Annotated in this window: 17 protein-coding genes; 7 read left to right on the forward strand and 10 right to left on the reverse strand. The window is 63.4% G+C overall.

What is annotated here, in order from left to right; all coding sequences use genetic code 11:
• Positions 1-10 precede the first annotated feature (10 nt).
• Positions 11-1453, forward strand: coding sequence for an MmgE/PrpD family protein (locus NL528_RS31170; RefSeq protein ID WP_309178204.1), 1443 nt, complete (start codon positions 11-13; stop codon positions 1451-1453).
• A 126-nt stretch (positions 1454-1579) separates the two neighbouring features.
• Positions 1580-2575 carry an Ldh family oxidoreductase gene (locus NL528_RS31175; protein ID WP_309178205.1) on the forward strand — a complete coding sequence of 332 codons (996 nt, stop codon included), beginning with the start codon at positions 1580-1582 and terminating at the stop codon, positions 2573-2575.
• A 298-nt stretch (positions 2576-2873) separates the two neighbouring features.
• On the opposite strand, the gene NL528_RS31180 is transcribed toward NL528_RS31175, so the two are convergent.
• Complete coding sequence (locus NL528_RS31180) at positions 2874-3308, reverse strand: hypothetical protein (protein WP_309178206.1); 435 nt, start codon at positions 3306-3308, stop codon at positions 2874-2876.
• Between the two features lie 205 nt (positions 3309-3513).
• On the opposite strand from NL528_RS31180, the gene NL528_RS31185 reads away from it, so the two are divergent.
• Both NL528_RS31185 and NL528_RS31190 read left to right on the forward strand, forming a co-directional pair.
• Complete coding sequence (locus NL528_RS31185) at positions 3514-3855, forward strand: GcrA family cell cycle regulator (RefSeq protein WP_309178207.1); 342 nt, start codon at positions 3514-3516, stop codon at positions 3853-3855.
• A 189-nt stretch (positions 3856-4044) separates the two neighbouring features.
• Positions 4045-4215, forward strand: coding sequence for a hypothetical protein (locus NL528_RS31190; RefSeq protein ID WP_309178208.1), 171 nt, complete (start codon positions 4045-4047; stop codon positions 4213-4215).
• Between the two features lie 117 nt (positions 4216-4332).
• Here NL528_RS31190 and NL528_RS31195 read toward each other — a convergent pair whose 3' ends face one another.
• Complete coding sequence (locus NL528_RS31195; protein ID WP_309178209.1) at positions 4333-5271, reverse strand: cytochrome c; 939 nt, start codon at positions 5269-5271, stop codon at positions 4333-4335.
• 290 nt (positions 5272-5561) lie between these two features.
• Between NL528_RS31195 and NL528_RS31200 the strand changes: the two genes are divergently transcribed.
• The gene (locus NL528_RS31200) at positions 5562-5984 is read left to right on the forward strand and encodes a CHRD domain-containing protein (protein WP_074274614.1); all 423 of its coding nucleotides are present in this window, start codon (positions 5562-5564) and stop codon (positions 5982-5984) included.
• Between the two features lie 224 nt (positions 5985-6208).
• On the opposite strand, the gene NL528_RS31205 is transcribed toward NL528_RS31200, so the two are convergent.
• The 7 genes from NL528_RS31205 to NL528_RS31235 all read right to left on the reverse strand — a co-directional run bounded on the left by NL528_RS31205 (position 6209) and on the right by NL528_RS31235 (position 15608).
• Positions 6209-6733 carry a cytochrome c gene (locus tag NL528_RS31205; protein WP_309178210.1) on the reverse strand — a complete coding sequence of 175 codons (525 nt, stop codon included), beginning with the start codon at positions 6731-6733 and terminating at the stop codon, positions 6209-6211.
• A 47-nt stretch (positions 6734-6780) separates the two neighbouring features.
• Entirely contained in the window at positions 6781-9090 is a 2310-nt protein-coding gene (locus NL528_RS31210) for a xanthine dehydrogenase family protein molybdopterin-binding subunit (RefSeq protein WP_309178211.1), read from the reverse strand.
• Positions 9091-9156: 66 nt separating this feature from the next.
• Entirely contained in the window at positions 9157-10686 is a 1530-nt protein-coding gene (murJ, locus tag NL528_RS31215; RefSeq protein ID WP_309178212.1) for a murein biosynthesis integral membrane protein MurJ, read from the reverse strand.
• A 43-nt stretch (positions 10687-10729) separates the two neighbouring features.
• Positions 10730-11881 (reverse strand): DegT/DnrJ/EryC1/StrS family aminotransferase, encoded by a 1152-nt coding sequence (locus NL528_RS31220; protein WP_309178213.1) that lies wholly within the window; start codon positions 11879-11881, stop codon positions 10730-10732.
• Positions 11882-11911: 30 nt separating this feature from the next.
• Complete coding sequence (locus NL528_RS31225; protein WP_309178214.1) at positions 11912-12928, reverse strand: Gfo/Idh/MocA family oxidoreductase; 1017 nt, start codon at positions 12926-12928, stop codon at positions 11912-11914.
• Positions 12929-13195: 267 nt separating this feature from the next.
• Positions 13196-14608: a mannose-1-phosphate guanylyltransferase/mannose-6-phosphate isomerase gene (locus tag NL528_RS31230; protein WP_309178215.1), complete on the reverse strand. Its 1413-nt coding sequence runs from the start codon at positions 14606-14608 to the stop codon at positions 13196-13198.
• A 7-nt stretch (positions 14609-14615) separates the two neighbouring features.
• Positions 14616-15608: an NAD-dependent epimerase gene (locus NL528_RS31235; protein ID WP_309178216.1), complete on the reverse strand. Its 993-nt coding sequence runs from the start codon at positions 15606-15608 to the stop codon at positions 14616-14618.
• A gap of 203 nt (positions 15609-15811) precedes the next feature.
• Between NL528_RS31235 and NL528_RS31240 the strand changes: the two genes are divergently transcribed.
• Together NL528_RS31240 and NL528_RS31245 are read left to right on the forward strand one after the other, a co-directional pair.
• Positions 15812-16771 (forward strand): lysylphosphatidylglycerol synthase transmembrane domain-containing protein, encoded by a 960-nt coding sequence (locus NL528_RS31240; protein ID WP_309178217.1) that lies wholly within the window; start codon positions 15812-15814, stop codon positions 16769-16771.
• A gap of 17 nt (positions 16772-16788) precedes the next feature.
• Positions 16789-17805: a glycosyltransferase family 4 protein gene (locus tag NL528_RS31245; protein WP_309178218.1), complete on the forward strand. Its 1017-nt coding sequence runs from the start codon at positions 16789-16791 to the stop codon at positions 17803-17805.
• Positions 17806-17846: 41 nt separating this feature from the next.
• Here the strand turns inward: NL528_RS31245 and NL528_RS31250 are convergent, their stop codons facing one another.
• Positions 17847-19046 (reverse strand): glycosyltransferase family 4 protein, encoded by a 1200-nt coding sequence (locus tag NL528_RS31250; protein ID WP_309178219.1) that lies wholly within the window; start codon positions 19044-19046, stop codon positions 17847-17849.
• Positions 19047-19048: the final 2 nt, after the last annotated feature.

A 19048-nucleotide genomic window follows, 5' to 3' on the forward strand; every position in this document is an offset into this window, starting at 1 on the left:
CGGAGGCACCGTGGATCGACGACAGCTTCTTCGCGTGGCCGCGACTGCGGTGGCGTTGGGTTCGCCGGCGCGCGTGTTCGCCCAGACACCGGGTCCCGGGCCAGTCATGAGCGCGCTCAGTGCCTATATGAGCGCCGCGGGTGCCCGCGCCCTCCCCGCTGAGATGACCGAACAGGCCAAATATCATCTGCTCGATACGTTGGCCGCGATGATCTCCGGATCGGAATTGCCGCCCGGCCAGGCCGCCCAACGCTACATAAGCGAGCGCGGTGCGAAAGGCGCGATGACGGTTGTGGCGTCCGACCTGACGGCCGGGCCGGCCGATGCCGCGCTTGCCAATGGCGTCATGGCGCATGCCGACGAGACCGACGATTCGCATAATGAATCGCGCTCCCATCCGGGCTGCTCGGTGGTGCCGGCGGCACTGGCGGCGGGAGAGGAATTCGGAATCGACGGCGCCACGCTGCTGCGGGCCGTCACGCTCGGCTACGACGTGGGAACGCGGGTCGTGATGGCGATGGGCGGCGCTGATTTCAGCTACGCGAGCAGCCTGTCGACCCACAGCATCACCGGAACGTTTGGCGCCGCCGCCGCGGCGAGCTGCGCCGCCGGCCTCGATGCACAGCAGATGCGCTGGGCGCTCGACTATACGGCCCAGCAATCCTCCGGCTTCATCGCCTGGCGGCGCGATACCGACCACATCGAGAAGGCTTTTGTGTTTGCAGGCATGCCGGCGCGGAACGGCGTCACCTCGGCATTGCTCGTCAAGACGGGCTGGAACGGCGTCGACGATATCTTCTCCGGTGCCGACAATTTTTTCGCCGCCTATGCGCCGAAAGCGCAGCCCGACCGCCTGATCGAGAAGCTTGGCGAGCGCTACGAGATCGCGCGAACCGACATCAAGAAATGGACCGTCGGCTCGCCCATTCAGGCGCCGCTTGACGGGATCGAGGCGATCCACGGCAAGAAGCCGTTCGAGGCCGACCAGGTCAGGCGCGTGACGGTGCGCCTTGCGCCATCGGTTGCCAAGGTGGTGGACAACCGCGACATCCCCGACATCTGCCTGCAGCACATGGTCGCCGTGATGCTGCTGGACAAGACCGTTTCCTTCCGCGGCGCCCACGACAAGCCGCGCATGCAGGATGCGGCCGCCCTGCGCCAGCGCGCCAAGGTGAACCTGGTCTATGACGAGGAACTCGCCAAATTACTGCCGGTGCGCGTCACGGTGGTCGAGATCGAACTGAGCGACGGCAGCCTGCTCACCGAGCGCATCACGGCGGTGCGCGGCACGCCGCGTAACCCGATGACGCGCGCCGAGGTGATCGACAAGTCCCGCGATCTCACGGCGCCGGTGCTCGGACGCGACAAGTCGGATAAACTGATCGAGACGGTGCTCGGAATCGAATCCGTGGCCGACATTCGCAGCTTGCGGCCGCTGGTGCAGCGCGGCTAGTCTTTCGCGCATCGCCTCGCAGCCGCGCTCCCCCTTGAAACCGGAGTACTGATCCTGTCATCTGAAACGACTGTCACTTTTAGCCGGCTAAAGGCCTTCATCCAGGAAGCGCTGGCGAAGCTGGGCTTGCCGGACGAGGATGCCGCGACCGTCGCCACGCTGATGGCGGAAGCCGATTTGCAGGGCTCGGACGGGCACGGCGTGACCCGGCTGCCGCAATATGCAAGGCGCATCAAGGCAGGCGGCTTCAACGTCCGGCCCGACATCCGCGTGGTGCACGATCACATCAGCACCGCGGTGGTGAACGGCGACAATGGCATGGGCCATCTCGTCATGAAGCGTGCGGCCGGGATCGCGATCGAAAAGGCGCGCACCACGGGCATTGCATGGGTTAACTCGCAATTCTCCAACCATGCCGGTCCCGCCTCGCTCTATGCGACCATGCCGCTCGCCCACGACATGATCGGATTGTATTTTGCGGTCGGCAATGCCAACCATCTGCCGCCCTGGGGCGGCCTCGACATGCTGCTGTCGACCAATCCGATTGCCGCGGCGATCCCGGCCGGTGAGGAGAAGCCGATCGTGCTCGATATGGCGACGACGGTGGCGTCCTACGGCAAAGTAAAGACCAAGGCGCTGCGCGGCGAGACCATGCCGGAAGGCTGGATGATCGATCGCGAAGGCAAACCGCTGACCGATCCGAAGCGAGCCGACGAGGGCATGCTGTTGCCGCTCGGCGGCATGGAGGCCGGCTACAAGGGCTACGGCCTCGCGATGATCATCGGCCTCTTGGCGGGCACGCTCGGCGGGGCGGCGATGGGCCGGGACGTCATCGACTTCAACCATGACGACGACAGCGTCACCAACACCGGCCAGGCGATCGCGGCCATCAACATTGCCGCCTTCGGCGACGTCGCAATGTTCAAGAAAAGCGTCGACAATCTGGTGCGCGATTTTCGCAACTCGAACCGGATGCCGGGCGTGGACCGGATTCTCGTGCCCGGCGAACGCAGCCACGAGACGCGGGCAAGCCGCACGCGCCTCGGCATTCCGATCGCAGCGGCGCTGCTGCGCGGGCTGGACCAGGTGGCCGATGACCTCGGAATCGCGCGGCTCGCGTAGCCGGCTGGCCCGGGATGTCTTTTGATCGAACCAGCACCGGTATTCCTTCACCTCGCCCCGCTTGCGGGGAGAGGTCGAAATTCAAGCCAACGGGTCGGCGCGAAGCGCCGCCCGATGACAGGCTCCGCGCCGACCCGTTGGCTTGAATTTCGGGTGAGGGGGAGTCACAGCGAACTCATCTCCCACCGTCACCGCGGCACGAGCCCCTCACCCCAACCCTCTCAGAGCGAGCTTCGCTCGTCTTGGCCCCGCAAAAGCGGGGCGAGGGAGATCAACCCGAACGCGTCACGCGCTAGTGTTACTGCGTCAGAAATCTATATGCGACAATCAGAGCCACCATGCTCGCGAAAATCAGCAGTGCCGAGAGAGATTTTCGGATCATTGGCCTCGTCGAATGGCGCGCAGCCGATAGACCGGGCTGAGGTTTAGGCCCTCTCTGAAACCGCACGACTTTGCCCTCTGTCGTTGGTGTGCGAGCCTTTGGTTCCGGCGCCGCACCCACGCCTCCCATCTCGCTGTAATAGGCGCTGTAGACCTCGCGAACGGCCACGGCCGTGGACTCGGCCTCGCTCATCGTCTCCAGTCGGGTTCGATAGTTAGTCAGAAAGCTCTGTGCGTTTGACGGAAGGTCATCGAAACCACCGAGCTTGGCCATCATGAGCCAAGTGGCAAAATCCGCCTCGGCCTTGGTGCGGGCTTTCTTGGCGATACTGGTGTTGGAGCTGGAGGACATGGTGGTCCGATTGGTTCGCCCGCCCAAACTCGCCGGCGTTCATGGCGATCGTTGGACAGTTCGCTTAGGTATCTTGGTTGACGTCAGGTGTCCCGCCGACGAGATTAGCGGCTGGTTGCAGCCCCGTGAGTGCCGCGCCGGGATGCTCCTGGCTATCCGGGTGTCGACTAGCCTGTAATTGTCAGTCGGTGTATAAGCATCTCCCATGGGTTGGGATGCGGAAGACGTAGCACTGCTCAAAAAACTCTGGACCGTCGGACAGAGCGCCGCGCAGATCGCGCGACGTCTTGGGTGTAGCCGTAACGCGGTCTGCGCCAAGCTAACTCGTTTGGGCCTGAAGCGTGGTCACAAGCCGCCAACCGCAAAACCCAAGATAAGGCCGGTGCCGAAGCGGAACCCAGCGCTGTTGGCGGCCTGTGCCCGCTCGGTGGATAGGATAGTGTCTACGCGCAAGCCGGGAGTGAGGCAACCTGAGGAATTCACCAAGTCGCAGTTGGAGGCAATGTTGGCTGAGGCCGCTGCTAACACCGCGCGACTGCCTCGATGATGCGTTCAACGAGCCCGTGATCCGGGAACCTATCCGCAGCATGGTCGCGATTGGTACGGTCGTGTTGACGAGCCGCCGCAGCTGACCAGCGCTGGCATGCCCCGAAAAACGGTGCGGCGCTAACCCTCATTCGGAAATCAGAGCAGAAGGCGTAAAATCCCCTAGGGTCCATACCCGAGGAGCAACAACATGACCCCACACATCCCCGAGGAATTTTCCACCAGGTTGATCGACTGGAGTCCCTTCGTGATCACGGGCAACACGATGCCGCCCCGAGATCCTGATGAGGACGAAGAGGACGAAGAGGAAGAGGACCGCGCCGACGAACCGCCGGTCGTGCGCGAGCCGGACGAAGACTAGCTAGGAATCCGTCTCCGCCGCCGATTCGATCAGTGAATGGTGATCGCCGCCGGCGCATGGCGCGCCTGACGGTACTGCCGGCGAGGCCTGATATCCGAAACGGCAACGCGAGCAAGATCAGGATTTGTCGTCGCTCTTTGCCTTCTTTGGCGGCCGTGGCGGTCCCTCGACCGGCGGCAGCGACTTGATGTAGTCGGCGATGGCGGCGCGGTCCTGCGGCGACAATTGCGAGGTGTTCTTTATCACGCGCGCCATCGCGCCGCCGGCGCTGTCGCCTTCCGGCATCTGTCCGGTTTCGAGAAAATACGCGATATCTTTCGCGCTCCAGTCGGCCAGCCCCTTTTGCGTGATGTTCGGGACCCAGCCCTCGCCTTCCGGATCGGGCCCGCCTGCAAATCGCTGCGATCCAATGATCCCGCCGAGGAAATTCCTCGGGCTGTGACACTCCGCGCAATGGCCGAGGCTGTTGACGAGATACGCGCCGCGATTCCACCGCACCGGCTGCGCAGCATCCGGCGTAAACGGCTTGCCGTCCATGAACAGCCATTTCCAGATCCCTACGTTGCGGCGGATGCTGAACGGAAACGGCACCTCGTGATCGCGCACCTTGCCGGCGACCGGCGCCAGTGTCTTCAGATAGGCGAAGAGGTCCCTGATATCCTCGACCCGCGCACGCTGGTAGGACGTATAGGGAAGCGCCGGGAAGTAATGCTGGCCGGCTGGCGAGGTCCCCTTCTGCAGCGCGGTAACAAAATCGGCCTCGCTCCATCGTCCGATACCGTCATTCGGATCCGGCGAGATATTGGGGACGTAGAAGGTGCCGAACGCCGAAGGAATCGCAAGCCCACCGCCGAGCTTCAGGCGATCGGGTTGATTGGGCACCGCGTGGCAGGCGGAACATCCACCGGCATTGAACGTTGTGAGGCCGTTGGCGAGATCAGGCTGATAGGAGGGAAGCGCATTCGCCGCGACCACCGCCGGAATCGTCAGCCACCAGAACAACCCGAAGCCGGCGCCGCCGGCCAGAGCGGTCACAAGGAGTATTCGTCGCAGCATTCACCGATCCGTCATCAGAGCGTTTTCGAGCGAAAGCCTGTCCCGCACTTGATGCGGGATGGATACCGGTTCGCACAGCAATCAAGTTTACGCAGATTGCGTAGACTTATCTGCGGTAGAAAACGCGTCAAAACAGAAATCTAGCCCTTCTACTTGATAGGTAGTATGGCCGCACTTTGCGCCATAAGCTTGCAGGAAATTTCTTACGGCCGACGCCATTTCGGGAATAAATCCGGAAAAGCGTTGTTTTGAAGCTGACACTGTCGTTTGACGTCAACAGGGAGAAAACCATGTCGAACAAGACCATGCTCGCCACGCTCGCGCTGGGTGCAGCGATTGCCTTTGCCGGCCCCGCGTTCGCCGAAAAGATGAAAGCCACGCTGGACGGCAAGGCCGAAGTGCCGCCGACTACCACCGCCGGCAAGGGAACGGCTGACATCGATTACGATGCCGCCACCAAGAAGCTGAGCTGGAAGGTGACCTACTCCGGTCTCTCCGGACCTGCGACTGCGGCGCATTTCCATGGGCCCGCCGAAGCCGGCAAGAACGCCGGCGTCGCGGTTGCGATCCCGAACGCGACCTCGAGCCCGGCCGAAGGCAGCGCCACGTTGACCGACGCCCAGGCCGCAGACCTGATGGCGGGCAAGTACTACGTCAACATCCACACCGCAGCCAATCCGGGCGGCGAAATCCGCGGCCAGGTGACGAAGTAAGTCTTCGCACCGGTGACGAAGAGGTCTTCGCACCGGTGACGAAGAGGTCTTCACACCGGTGACGAAGAGGTCTTCACACCGGGGTGACGAAGCAAGCTTCGGTATTTTTCGGCATCTCAAGATAAAGGGTGGACGCCCGACGGCGACCACCCTTTATTATTTCGGCTATCTCGAACTATTTGAACCGGACGATTGGATCGGCTTCGGCCGAATCTGACGCCGGACTATTTCAGCTTGACGCGATACGTCTCGTGGCAACCGGTGCATTTTTCCTGGATCGTATCGAACGCGACCTTCAGGCTGGCAGCATCCTTGACCGTGCCCTTCACATCCGCGATCGCCTTGCTGACGGGAGGGATCTTCGCGTCGAAATCAGCCTTGTTCTTCCAGATTGACTGCTTCGCTCCGTACGTTGCGTTCACCACGTCTTCCTTGGGATTGGTCGCAAATACGGTGGAGATCGTCGGCACGCTTTTTTCAAGGTCGGCGATGGCGGCATCGACCGCTTTCTGATCGTAGGGAATTTCGCCCTTCACGGTCTTGAGCAGCACGCCGTACATGCTCTTGCCCTGTGCCCGCATCAAATTGTCCTGCTTAACGGCCAGATCCTGGTCCGCCATCACGGCGCCGACACCGAGCAACAAGGTCCCTGCAACAACAACCGTTCGTATCATCGGCCAGTTCTCCATCTCGAGCAGCGGTTCCAAACGAAGCCGCGAACCCGTCTGCACGAGTCGCGGCTTATCCATCGGTAGAACTCCGGGCGCGGCATTTCATTCCCGCGCCCGGCAAAATATCAGAGGCTATGCCGCCGCTGGTGCTCGCGGATCGCGATCCAGACCCGTTCGGCGGTCGCGGGCATGTCGATGTGGTCGATCTTGTATTCGCGCCACAGCCCCTCGATGATCGCGTTGACCACCGCGGCACAGGAGCCGATCGCACCGGCCTCGCCCGCACCCTTGACGCCGAGCGGATTGGTCGTACAGGGCACGTTGTGGGTTTCGAAGTGGAATGACGGGCCGTCGGAAGCGCGCGGCAGCGCATAGTCCATGAACGTACCGGTGACGAGCTGGCCATCGCTCGAACTATAGACCGCCTGCTCCATCAGGGCCTGACCGATCCCCTGCATCGCGCCGCCATGAACCTGGCCGGCGAGCAGCAACGGATTGAGCGTCACCCCGAAATCGTCGACGATGACGTAGTTGACGATCCGGGTGATGCCGGTTGCGGGATCGATCTCGACTTCGGCGAGATGCGTGCCGTTCGGATAGGTGCCGTCGGCCTGGGTAAAGGTCGCGCTCGCATTCAGCTTCGAGGGATCGACGCCCGGACGTTTTGCCAGGTCGGCAAAGCTGATCGAGCGATCGGTGCCGGCGATTCGAATCCGGCCGTCGCTGATCTCGAGATCGCCCGCGCTGGTCTCCAGCGCTTCGGCAGCGATCTCCTTGAGCTTGCCGCCGAGCTCGCGGGTGGCAAGCTGGACGCTGACGCCGCCGGTCGGAATCGACGCCGAACCGCCGGTGCCGAGCCCGGTGGCGATCCGGTCAGTGTCGCCTTGGAGGACATGGACGCGCTCGGGCGGCAGCCCGAACTGTTCGGCAATCAATTGCGCATAGGCGGTCTGGTGGCCCTGCCCGCTCGACTGCGTGCCGATCAGGACGGTGACGTCGCCATCGGGATCGAGCGCCACATTGGCGGTCTCTTCGCCCATGGTGCCGCAGACCTCGACATAGCTCGCAAGGCCGATGCCGCGCACCAGGCCCGCCTTCTTCGCGGCCTTGGCGCGCTTGGGAAATTCCTTCCAATTGGCAACCTCCATCGCGCGCTTCATATGCGCGGTGAAATCGCCGGAATCGTAGATCTTGCCGGTCGCGGTCTTGTACGGCATCGCCTTCGGCGCGATGAAGTTCTTACGCCGGATCGCGTCGGGCGTCAGCCCAAGCTTTCGCGCGGCGGCGTCGACCAGCCGCTCCACGACATACGCCGCCTCGGGGCGTCCCGCGCCGCGATAGGCGTCGACCGGCACGGTGTTGGTGAAGACAGTGCGGACGCGGCAGTGGAACGCCTGGATGTCGTAAAGCCCGGGCAGCATGCCGGCGCCGCCGTGCGGAATGTAGGGCCCGAAGGTCGAGAGATAGGCGCCCATGTCGCCCATCAGGTCGACGTCCATGCCCAAGAACTTGCCGTCCTCGGCCAGCGCCATCCGCGCGGTCGTGACATTGTCGCGGCCCTGCGCGTCGCCCATGAAGTGATCGGCGCGGTCGGCGGTCCATTTGATGGTCTTGCGCAGCTTTCGCGCGGCGACCGCGATCAGCGCGTATTCGCGGTAGGGAAACAGTTTTGTGCCGAACCCGCCGCCGACATCGGGACAGATCACCCGCATCTTTTCCAGCGGCATCTTCAGCACCATGCCGCCGATGATCTCGCGCAGTCGATGGCTGCCCTGACTGCCGATCGTCAGCGTCAGGTGATCGCGCTTGGCGTCGTATTCGGCGACCGCCGCGCGCGTCTCCATGAAATTGGTCACGATGCGCGGATTGACGATCGACACCTCGGCGACCGCATGCGCCTTGGCGAACGCAGCTTCTGCCGCTTTCTTGTCGCCGATCGAAACATCGAACAGGACGTTGCCGGGTTGATTGGGCCACACCTGCGGCGCATCTTTCTTGACGGCATTGGCAAGACCGACCACGGCGGGCAGCGGCGTCCATTTGACGTCGATCGCCTCGATCGCGTCACGGGCCTGGTCGATGGTATCGGCGACCACGAAGGCGACGGCGTCGCCGACGTGACGGACCTCATCCTTCGGCAGGATCGGATAGGGCGGCCCGGTGAAGGGATCGACTTCCAGATTGAACAGGCAGGGCAGATCGCCGAGATCCCTGACGTCGTCGGCGGTCAGCACCGCGCCGACGCCGGGCATCCCGCGGGCCTTGGTGACATTGATGGTGAACTTGGCATGCGCATGCGGCGAACGCAGCACCAGCGCATGCATCGCCGGCTGCGGCGAAAAATCGTCGGTGTAGCGGCCCTTGCCGCGAATCAGCGCATCATCTTCCTTGCGCCGGACGCTCTGACCGACGCCGAATTTAATGGGAGCTGCCATCGTATCTCCAAATGCGCTGTTATTTGGCGCCATATTGGCGCGGTTCGCCGCGAAGCGCAAACGGGTTTAGCCGCGGATCAAGGAGAAAAGCCAACCTCTGCCGAACAGCACCAGGACGGAGAAACCGTAGACAAAAGCCCCGACCGCGACCAGAAGCAGCAATGTCAACTCGTCGCGAAATGCATGCATTTGAGCAAAGTACAGCAGCGAAAATCTCGCGGTCAGCCAGAGCGCGGCCGCCATGACGATGCCCGACACGGCGAACTTCGCAAACGACTGCATCAGGGCGCGATTGAGTTCGAGATAGCCTCTTCGCACCGCAAAACCGAGCACCAGCAAGAGATTGATCCAGGCGCCGACGGCGGTGGCGAGCGCGAGACCGATCTGGGCCAGCGTCCCCATCAAGGCAATCTTCAAGGCGACGTTGACGGCGACGCCGGTCAGCGCCGCCTTGACCGGCGTGGCGGTGTCCTTGCGGGCATAGAAGGTTGCGACCGCGCTGCGGATCATCACGAACGGGATGAGGCCCACCGCATAGGCCGCCAAGGTCGCGCCCGCGGTCGCCGCATCCGCTTTCGAGAACGCGCCGCGCGCAAACATCGCCCGCATGATGACGTCGGGCACCGTCAGGAACGCCGCGACGAACGGCACCGAAAACAAAAGCGTGAAATCAAATGCCCGCCGCTGCGCCGCCGCCGCACCGGCATGATCGTCCGCCGTCAGCCGCCGCGACATCTCCGGCAGCAGCACCGTGCCGATGGCGATGCCGATCACGCCGATCGGCAACTGGTTGAGACGGTCGGCATAATACAGCGCCGAAAGCGCGCCGGCGGGCAGGAACGTCGCGATGATGGTATCGGCGAACAACGCGACCTGCGTGCCCATCGAGCCGAGGGTCGCGGGCCCGAGCGCGCGAAAGAACGCGCGCACGTCTTCGTCGAGCTTGAGCGGCGCAAAGCGCGGCAGGCCGCCGTGGCGCGCGAGGTCGCCGGCGAGCAGGAAGAATTGCAGGAAGCCGGAAATCAGCACGCCCCAGGCCGCGGCGTGGCCGGCGCTCGGAAAAAATGCCGCGAGCGCCAGCGTCATCATCATCGCGAGGTTGAGGAAGATCGGTGCCGCCGCGGCGCTGGCAAAGCGATGCATCACGTTGAGCATGCCGCCATAGAGCGTCACCAGCGTGATCAGCAGCAGATAGGGGAAGGTGATGCGCGTCAGCTCGATCGCCAGCCGCCGCTGCTCGGCGTCCTCGGTGAAGCCGGGCGCGAGGATGCTCATGGCCTGCGGCATGAACAGCCAGGCGACCGCGAGCAGGATCAATTGCGAGGCGAAGAGCAGCGTGAAGATGCGGTCGGAGAACAGGCGCGCCGAGGCCTCGCCGCGTTCGCCGTGGACGTGCGCATAGGCCGGCACGAACGCCGCGTTGAACGCACCTTCGGCGAAGATGGCGCGAAAATGATTGGGCAGGCGCAGCGCCACGAAGAACGCATCCGCCACGGGACCGGCGCCCAGGATTGCCGCGAGCATGATGTCGCGCGCAAAACCGGTCAGCCGCGAAAGGAGCGTATAGCCGCCAACCGTGAAGATGCGTCCAAGCATAGGCCGCTTCTAGCGCATGCGGCGGTGTTAAAAAACGGCGAAATCAGGTTGAAAGCGCGCCGCGCACAGCCTTGATGATGCGCTCCTGCGTCGGCTCGTCGAGATAGGCGTGCATCGGCAGGCTGATGACGTCGTCCGACAACCGCTCGCTCGCCGGCAGGCCGCCTTCGGCGACCGGGAAATCCCGGTACGCAGTCTGCTGATGCATCGATTTCGTGTAATAGATCGCGGTCGGGACGCCCTGCGCCTTCAGATCAGCGGCGAAAGCGTCGCGGTCGGTGCCTTTGGGCAGGCGGATGGTGTATTGCGCCCAGACCGAGGTGCAGCCGGCGGCGAGGTGCGGAACGGTGACGAGGTTGCCGAGGCCGCGGGCATAACGCTCCGCGACGGCGTTGCGCGCCGCGATCTCGTCCTCGAAGATTTTCAGCTTCTCGATCAGCACCGCCGCCTGCATGGTGTCGAGCCGCCCGGTGAGCCCGAGGCGGACATTGTCGTATTTGTCAGACCCCTGACCGTGAACGCGGATGCTGCGCAGCGTGTCGGCGAGTTCGTCGTCATCGGTGAAGATCGCGCCGCCGTCGCCAAAGCAGCCGAGCGGCTTTGCGGGAAAGAAGCTGGTCGCCGTGGCGAGACCGAAAGTGCCGAGCCGGCGGCCCTTGTAGCTGGCGCCAAAGCCTTGAGCGGCGTCATCAAGCACGAACAGGCCTTCAGCCTCCGCGATCCCGGCGATGGCGTCGTGGTCGGCGCTTTGTCCGAACAGGTCGACCGGAATCACCGCGCGCGGATTGAGGCCGCGCTGCCTGGCCGTTGCGATGCCGCGCTTGAGCGAGCCTGTGTCCATATTGAACGTCGCCTCGTCGACGTCGACGAAAACCGGCACGGCGCCGGTCAGCGCCACCGCCTCGCCGGTCGCGCAGAACGTGAACGACGGGCACAGCACAGCGTCGCCGGGGCCGACCTTTTTGGCCATCAGCACCATCAAGAGCGCATCGGTGCCGCTGGCGCAGCTCACGACATGCTTGGCGCCGCTGAACTTCGCGAGCGCGGCCTCGAGCGCGGTGACTTCCGGGCCGTTGATGAACTGGCAATGGGCGAGCACGCGGGAGACCGCCTCATCGATGGATTTGCCGAGCCGCCGGCGCTGCGCGGCGATGTCGATGAAGGGAACGGGTTCTGGACGCATATGCTGGTTCATGGGGCCTTGCGGGATGAGATGAAACGGAAATCAGCCGGCGATGCGGCGCGGGCCCTTGCGGACGGTGGTCGCCGCGGGCCTGGCGGGTGATTCGAGACAGCGGATCGCGATTTCGAGGCTGGCCACGCCTTCGTCGCCGGAAACCGCCGGTAGATTACCGGTGCGGACGGCCTCGAGGAACGCGATCAATTCGGCGCGCAGCGGTTCGTCATGGCCGACCGGCAGATGGCGCATCGAATAGCTGCCGTCGGGCTTGAAGCCGAAGCACTCGGTCACCTGGCGCGTCAGCAGGTCGCCCATGACATATTTGCCGCGGGTCGCCACCGTGACGCTGCGCGCCTTGAACGGCGTCAGCCAGTTGGTGTTGATGTGGGCGAGCACGCCTGAGGCGGTGCGGAATTGCAATAACGCGATGTCTTCGCGCTCGGCGACCGCGCTGGAGAGCTGCGGCTGCACCTCGACGATGTCGGACTCGGTGAACCAGCGGATCAAATCGATATCGTGCACGGCGAGATCGATGACGACGCCGACGTTCGACATCCGCGGCGGAAACGGTCCGACCCGGGTGATGCCGATAGAGAGAATATCTTCGCCCGAGATCGCCTGCTTGATCGCGGCAACCGCCGGGTTGAAGCGTTCGACATGGCCGACCATCAGCGTCACGCCGGCCCGGCGCGCGGCGTCGACAATGTCCCGCCCCTCTTGCACCGTGGGCGCAATCGGCTTCTCGACCAGGATGTGGATGTCGCGCGCGATGCAGGCGAGCGCGATCTCATGATGGAGATGGGTTGGTGCCGCGATCGTCACGGCATCGACGCCCTCGCTGAGCAGCTCATCGAGGCTCGGGAACGCGCGGCATCCAACGAGATCGGTGGCGCGCGCGCGGTGCTCCGGCAAGGGATCGACGATGCCGACCAGCGTGACGTCGGGCAGGCCCGCCAATACCCGGGCGTGGTTGCTGCCCATGACGCCCGCGCCGATCACGCCAACACGCAACGCGCGCCTGGCCTCGGTGTTCACGCCCGAAGCGGACCCTTTTGAATTCATGTCATCGACCCCAACAGACTTTTCGTCAGTAACATCCCGGCCGTTCCAATAAAGTCCCGGTCCCGATGAATCAGAACCGAGCCGTTATCTTCTTGTTTTTACGCGTTTTCTGCACGCGAACCGGTGCCCCCACCTGGCCCGAAAACGCTATAGCACGCCGCCACAAATGTGGCGAATGCCATCGATCTTTTCAGGACACGTTTTGATTCAAAGAGTTACATAGGGTGGCGAAAAGTTAGGCAGCAAACCCGCAAAAACCCTGATGGCTCAGGTGCGCTGATAATCATCCTCGATGCGGATGATGTCGTCCTCGCCGAGATAGCTGCCGGTCTGCACCTCGATCAGCTCCAGCTGTATCTTGCCGGGGTTTTCCAGCCGGTGCACGGCGCCGATCGGGATGTAGATCGATTCGTTCTCGTGCACGGTCTTGACCAGTTCATTGACGGTGACGCGCGCAGTGCCGCGCACCACGATCCAGTGCTCGGAACGGTGGTGGTGCTTCTGCAGCGATAGCCGGCCGCCGGGCTTGACGATGATGCGCTTGACCTGGTGGCGGTCGCCATTGTCGACCGATTGATACGAGCCCCAGGGCCGGTGCACCTTGATGTGGCTCTCGGTCACTTCGGGTGCGCTGGCCTTCAGTTTTGCGACCAGCCGCTTCAGCCCGTTGGCGTCCTTCTGCCGCGACACCAGCACCGCGTCCTGCGTTGCCACCACCACGAGGTCGTCGACGCCTTCGAGCGCGACCAGCGCGCGGTCGGTCGAGACGTTGCAATTGCGGGAATCCTCGAACACGGCAGCGCCCCGCGCCGCGTTGCCCTGGCCGTCCTTGTCGGACAATTCCCACACCGCATGCCAGGAGCCGACATCGGACCAGCCGCACGCCACCGGCACCACGGCGGCGCGCGCGGTTTTCTCCATCACCGCGTAATCGATCGAGATCGCCTTGGCCGATCCGAAGGCTTTTTCATCGAGCTTGACGAAGCCGAGATCGGTTCCGGCGTTGCTCACGGCATCGGTGATCGCCTGCACGCTTGCCGGATCGACATTGCGATATTCATCCGATAGCACCGCGGCGCGGAACATGAAGTTGCCGCTGTTCCAGAGATAACCGGACTCGATGTAGGTGGCGGCGGTCGCGGGATCCGGCTTCTCGACGAACTTTGCCACCGCGCGAACCGCGCCGGAAATCGTCTCGCCGGGGCTGATGTAACCGTATTCGGTGGCGGCGCGTTCGGGCTGCACGCCAAAGGTCACGATACGGCCGGCTTCCGCGGCGGCAAGCCCCTCGCGGCAGGCGGCGACGAACGCGGCGACATCGCGGACGACGTGATCGGCGGCCAGGGCCAGGACGATCGCGTCCTTGTCGCGGGTCTGCGCAAAGGCCGCCCCCGCTGCGATCGCAGGCCCGGAGTCGCGCCGCATCGGCTCGAGCAGCACATCGGCCTCGAGCCCGATCTCGGCCAATTGCTCCAGCACCATGAAACGATAGGCATTGTTGGTAATGACGATCGGCCGTTCGAACAGCGTCGCATCCGAAACCCTGAGCAACGTCTCCTGAAAGGTTGAGCGCGTCCCGAACAACGGCAAAAACTGTTTGGGATGGACCTCGCGCGAAGCCGGCCACAGCCGCGTCCCGGCGCCACCGCACATGATCAGGGGGATGATTCGTCCGTTCATCGCTGCCTCAAATCCGATAATGATCGCGATACCAGGCCACAAACGCGCGAATACCGTCCTCGATCGAAGTCTGCGGCCGAAAACCCACGTCGCGCGTCAGATCATCGATATCGGCGTAGGTAGCCAACACGTCTCCGGGCTGCATCGGTAACATCTGCTTGACCGCGGCGCTGCCCAGTTCCTTCTCAAGGACTGCTACGACATGCATGAGGTCTTCCGGCCGGTTATTGCCTATATTGTAGATCCGCGCGGGCGCGCCGCCGCCCTTCCCCTCCGTGCTTCCCGGCACGCGATCGATCAGCCGCAATATACCATGCGCCACGTCGTCGACATAGGTGAAGTCGCGCTGCATCCTGCCATGGTTAAACAACTTGATCGGGGTGCCCTCCACGATCGCCTTGGTGAACAGGAAGATCGCCATGTCCGGCCGGCCCCATGGCCCATATACCGTAAAAAATCGCAATCCAGTGGTCGGGAGGCTGTAAAGATGGCTATAGGAATGCGCCATCAATTCGTTGGCCTTTTTGGTGGCCGCATAAAGGCTGACCGGATGATCGGTCCGGTCATCGACCGAAAACGGCAATTTGGTATTGGCACCGTAGACCGACGACGACGAGGCATAGATCAGATGGCCGCAGCCATAATGCCGGCATCCTTCCAGCACGTTGAGGAAGCCCGCGAGATTGGCATCGGCGTAGGCGTGCGGATGGTCGATCGAATAGCGGACGCTAGCCTGGGCTGCGAGATGGAGCACCCTTGCGAACCGGTTCTTTTCGAACAGTTCGCTCATTGACGCCCGGTCGGCGAGATCGGTCTGCACGAAACTGAACCGCGAATCCGCGCGCAGGATGTCCAGCCGCGCCTGTTTCAATGCCGGATCATAATAGCTGTTGAGATTGTCCAGCCCGACAACGTTGCGGCCTTCGGCCAAAAGCCGGCGGGCGGCGTGAAAGCCGATGAAGCCGGCAGCGCCGGTGACCAATATTGTCTGATCCGACATCATACCTCTAGGACGGCACCGGTTCGACCCACAGTTCCGTAACAGGGCCTCTTTACCCGCCGTGTCGAGGGTGTCGCAATACCCGGCAGCGCGGCTATTGCCAGATCGGCTTTAAAACCATACCAAGGCGGCGAAGTTCGGCGCGCGGCGCCGATTTGCGCCGTTTTTTGACTTCCTTCACAAACCTGGCAAGCACGGGCGAGATGCGCCGGATCCTGCTTTCGACCGTCAAGATATTGATCTCGGCTGCGCTGCTGTATTTCTCGCTGCGCAAGATCAATCTTGCCGACCTCGTCTCGCGCCTCAATGTCTCGAGCCTGGGCTGGATCGGCCTCGCCATTGTCGTGACATTTCTTCAGATCTTCGTCGGCGTGCTGCGCTGGCGCGAGATCAGCGCCGAGTGCGGCGCGCCGCTCGAGACCAGGCAGGCGATGCGCTTCAACGTGATCGGAACCTTCTTCAACCAGACGCTGCCCTCGTCGATCGGCGGCGACGCGGTACGGCTTTGGCTGGTCGCGCGCGCTGGCGCAGGCTGGCGGGCGGCGACCTACTCCATCTTCGTCGACCGCGCCATTGGACTGATCGCGCTTGCGATCATCATCGTCGCGAGCCTGCCCTGGAGCTATCGGCTGATCACCGATCCCAACGGGCGCTCGGCGCTGCTGCTGGTCGACTTCGCCGCACTCGCGGGCGGGGTCGGGTTTCTGGTGCTCGGAATTTTGCCGTGGCCATGGCTGAAGCGCTGGTGGGGGACGCATCATGTTCACGCCTGCGCGGTGATCGCGAACCGGGTAATCTTCAGCCGGGATCGCGGGCCCAAGATTGCGGTGTATTCGATACTCGTCCACGTTCTCGCCGTGGTCATCGCCTGGTGCGTGGTCCAATCGATCGCAGCACCCGTGATGTTCGGACAGGTCTTCCAGCTGGTGCCGCCGGTGATGCTGATCACGATGCTGCCGATCTCGATCGCCGGCTGGGGCGTTCGCGAGGCCACCATGGGGCTCGCCTTCGGATATGCCGGCCTGATGACGAACGAAGGCGTCAACGTTTCGCTGCTGTTCGGCGCGGTTTACTTCATCGTCGGCGCATTCGGCGGGCTGGTGTGGATATTCAGCGCTGAAAAAGCAGCACAGGGTGCCGCGCCAATCGAGGTCCCCGAGTAACGGCCACATCGAGCACAATGACCATTTCCGCGCTACAATTTTCGCTCCTTGCCATCCCTGCCGCAGCGCTGCTTTCGGCCAGCATGACGCGGGCGATCCTGCCGTTGCTGCTGAAGCACGCCCTTGCGAAGCCGAATGCCCGCTCGTCGCATCGCATTCCGACCCCGCAAGGGGGCGGCATCGCCGTGATCGGGGCGACGCTGGTGGTCGCAGGCGCGATCATGGCGAACGTTGCTGCGCCAGATCTGACAATCCCCGTCGCGGTTTTCGGCGCGACGCTGTTCATTGCCGCCGTGGGCTTTGCCGATGACGTCAATTCGATCCCGGTGCTGCCGCGGCTGGTGCTGCAGGGGCTGGCCATCGCCGCCGTCGTCTTCGCCGCGCCCGACGATCTCAGGATCGTCCCGGCCTGGCCGCTCTGGATCGAACGCGCCCTGACGTTGCTCGCGGGCCTTTGGTTCGTGAATCTGGTCAACTTCATGGACGGGCTGGATTTGATGACGGTCGCCGAGGCCGTACCGGTGACGGCGGCCGTCGCCCTGCTCGGCTGGCTCGGCGACGCCCCGGCATCGGCGATGATCATAGCCGCCGCGCTCTTTGGCGCGCTGCTCGGATTCGCGCCGTTCAACCGGCCGGTGGCAAAAATATTTCTCGGCGACGTCGGCAGCCTGCCGATCGGCCTGCTGCTCGGCTGGTGTTTATTGCAGCTCGCATGGCAGCAGCAATTCGTGGCCGCGCTATTGTTGCCGCTGTATTATCTGGCCGACGCCACGGTCACGCTGTTGCAGCGGATGGCGAGGCGCGAACCGTTCTGGGCCGCGCATCGCTCGCACTTTTATCAGCGCGCCACCGATAACAATTTCACCGTTTCGCGCGTCGTCGGCGAAGTCTTCGCGCTCAATGTGGGTCTCGCGGTGCTGGCGATCGCATCGATCAGGGCCCATTCAGTCGCCGTCGATGTGGCGATCCTGTTGGCGGGCTCTATCGCCGTAGCACTGCTTCTGCGCCGGTTTTCCCGCAGACGGGCGCTCTGAACCGGAAACCGAGCGGCCATTCATGATGGCATTTCCGCCGATCAATCCGGGTTTCGCAAAAGCTCCTGGACCAGCGCTGCGTAGCTCGTCAGAGCCCGCTCGGGGCTGAAATTCCCGGCGGCTGCAACGGCGTTTTCGGCCATCGACGAATCGCTCGAGGAAGCCGCGGCCCGGATCGCCTCGGCCAATTGACCGGACATCCCCGGCGTCACGACCCAGCCGAGCTTGTTTTCCGTTACCGTGAGGGCTGCTTCCGCTTCCGGCTCGGAAACCAGAATGACCGGCCTTCCGACCGCCAGCAGATTGTAGAACCGGCTCGGCACCGAGACGCCGGCCACGTTGTTGCGATAGGGAATGAGCCAGACGTCCGCTGCGGAGAGAAACGCATCGAGATCGCCGTCCTCGACGCGGTCGATCAGGGTGACATTTGCAAGCCTTGCGTCGGATTGCATCGCCTGCAGCTGTTCAAAGCCGATCCCCCAGCCCGACAACAGGAAATGAATGTCAGGATCGTCCCGCAGCAATCGGGCCGCCTCGAATACGATGACGGGATCGTGGGTAAAACCAAGATTGCCGGAAAGGCCGACGACGAAGCGGGCCGAGACCTTCTGGCGAGAAGGAGTGTCGGGCCGGATCGGACGAACACCGGGAACCAGCGTGGCCCAATTCGGAATGAACCGGATCTTGGCCTGCGTCATCCCGCCATAGCGCAACAGCAGTTTTTCGGTGTCGCGCCCGATAATGACGACGGCACTCAGCGTGCGAAACATCAGCGCATTCAGCCCGCGCATGATTTTCGCCAGCATCGATCCCGGCTTCAGCAGGCCGGCCGCGACGAGAACCTCGGGATAGAGATCGTGCATGATCAGCACCGACTTCGCCCGCTTCAACCGGGCCGCGGCGGCCATCGCATAGGGCAGCATGAACGGCGCGGGAACGGTGAGCACCACGTCGCCGCGCCGCAACCTGGTCAACAGCGCCGCAAATATCCGAACCGTGAACAATAGCTCGGCGGTGGCGCGCTGGATCAGGGCGGCCTTCCCCGGCATCCAGTTCCTGATCTCCTCGACTTCCACCTGCCCCGATGACGCCGGCGATGCCGATCCGGGCGTACCGGAAAGAACCAGAACTTCGGCGTCCCCCGCTACGCGGTTTGCGATCGCGGCCATGATCGCGGCTGTCGTGCTGTGATCCGGCGGATAGTGCTGGCTGATAACGACGACTTTTCCGGACTTCTGCATCA

Source organism: Bradyrhizobium sp. Ash2021, from assembly GCF_031202265.1.
GTDB lineage: Bacteria > Pseudomonadota > Alphaproteobacteria > Rhizobiales > Xanthobacteraceae > Bradyrhizobium.

Excerpts from the sequence above, each read along its gene's own strand:
- NL528_RS31250 (WP_309178219.1), bottom strand. The coding sequence starts at position 19,046 with ATGCAGAAGTCCGGAAAAGTCGTCGTTATCAGCCAGCACTATCCGCCG.
- NL528_RS31210 (WP_309178211.1), bottom strand. The coding sequence starts at position 9,090 with ATGGCAGCTCCCATTAAATTCGGCGTCGGTCAGAGCGTCCGGCGCAAG.
- NL528_RS31240 (WP_309178217.1), top strand. The coding sequence starts at position 15,812 with ATGCGCCGGATCCTGCTTTCGACCGTCAAGATATTGATCTCGGCTGCG.
- NL528_RS31205 (WP_309178210.1), bottom strand. The coding sequence starts at position 6,733 with ATGGATAAGCCGCGACTCGTGCAGACGGGTTCGCGGCTTCGTTTGGAA.
- NL528_RS31225 (WP_309178214.1), bottom strand. The coding sequence starts at position 12,928 with ATGAATTCAAAAGGGTCCGCTTCGGGCGTGAACACCGAGGCCAGGCGC.
- NL528_RS31180 (WP_309178206.1), bottom strand. The coding sequence starts at position 3,308 with ATGTCCTCCAGCTCCAACACCAGTATCGCCAAGAAAGCCCGCACCAAG.
- NL528_RS31235 (WP_309178216.1), bottom strand. The coding sequence starts at position 15,608 with ATGTCGGATCAGACAATATTGGTCACCGGCGCTGCCGGCTTCATCGGC.
- murJ (WP_309178212.1), bottom strand. The coding sequence starts at position 10,686 with ATGCTTGGACGCATCTTCACGGTTGGCGGCTATACGCTCCTTTCGCGG.
- NL528_RS31195 (WP_309178209.1), bottom strand. The coding sequence starts at position 5,271 with ATGCTGCGACGAATACTCCTTGTGACCGCTCTGGCCGGCGGCGCCGGC.
- NL528_RS31200 (WP_074274614.1), top strand. The coding sequence starts at position 5,562 with ATGTCGAACAAGACCATGCTCGCCACGCTCGCGCTGGGTGCAGCGATT.
- NL528_RS31185 (WP_309178207.1), top strand. The coding sequence starts at position 3,514 with ATGGGTTGGGATGCGGAAGACGTAGCACTGCTCAAAAAACTCTGGACC.
- NL528_RS31230 (WP_309178215.1), bottom strand. The coding sequence starts at position 14,608 with ATGAACGGACGAATCATCCCCCTGATCATGTGCGGTGGCGCCGGGACG.
- NL528_RS31245 (WP_309178218.1), top strand. The coding sequence starts at position 16,789 with ATGACCATTTCCGCGCTACAATTTTCGCTCCTTGCCATCCCTGCCGCA.
- NL528_RS31190 (WP_309178208.1), top strand. The coding sequence starts at position 4,045 with ATGACCCCACACATCCCCGAGGAATTTTCCACCAGGTTGATCGACTGG.
- NL528_RS31220 (WP_309178213.1), bottom strand. The coding sequence starts at position 11,881 with ATGAACCAGCATATGCGTCCAGAACCCGTTCCCTTCATCGACATCGCC.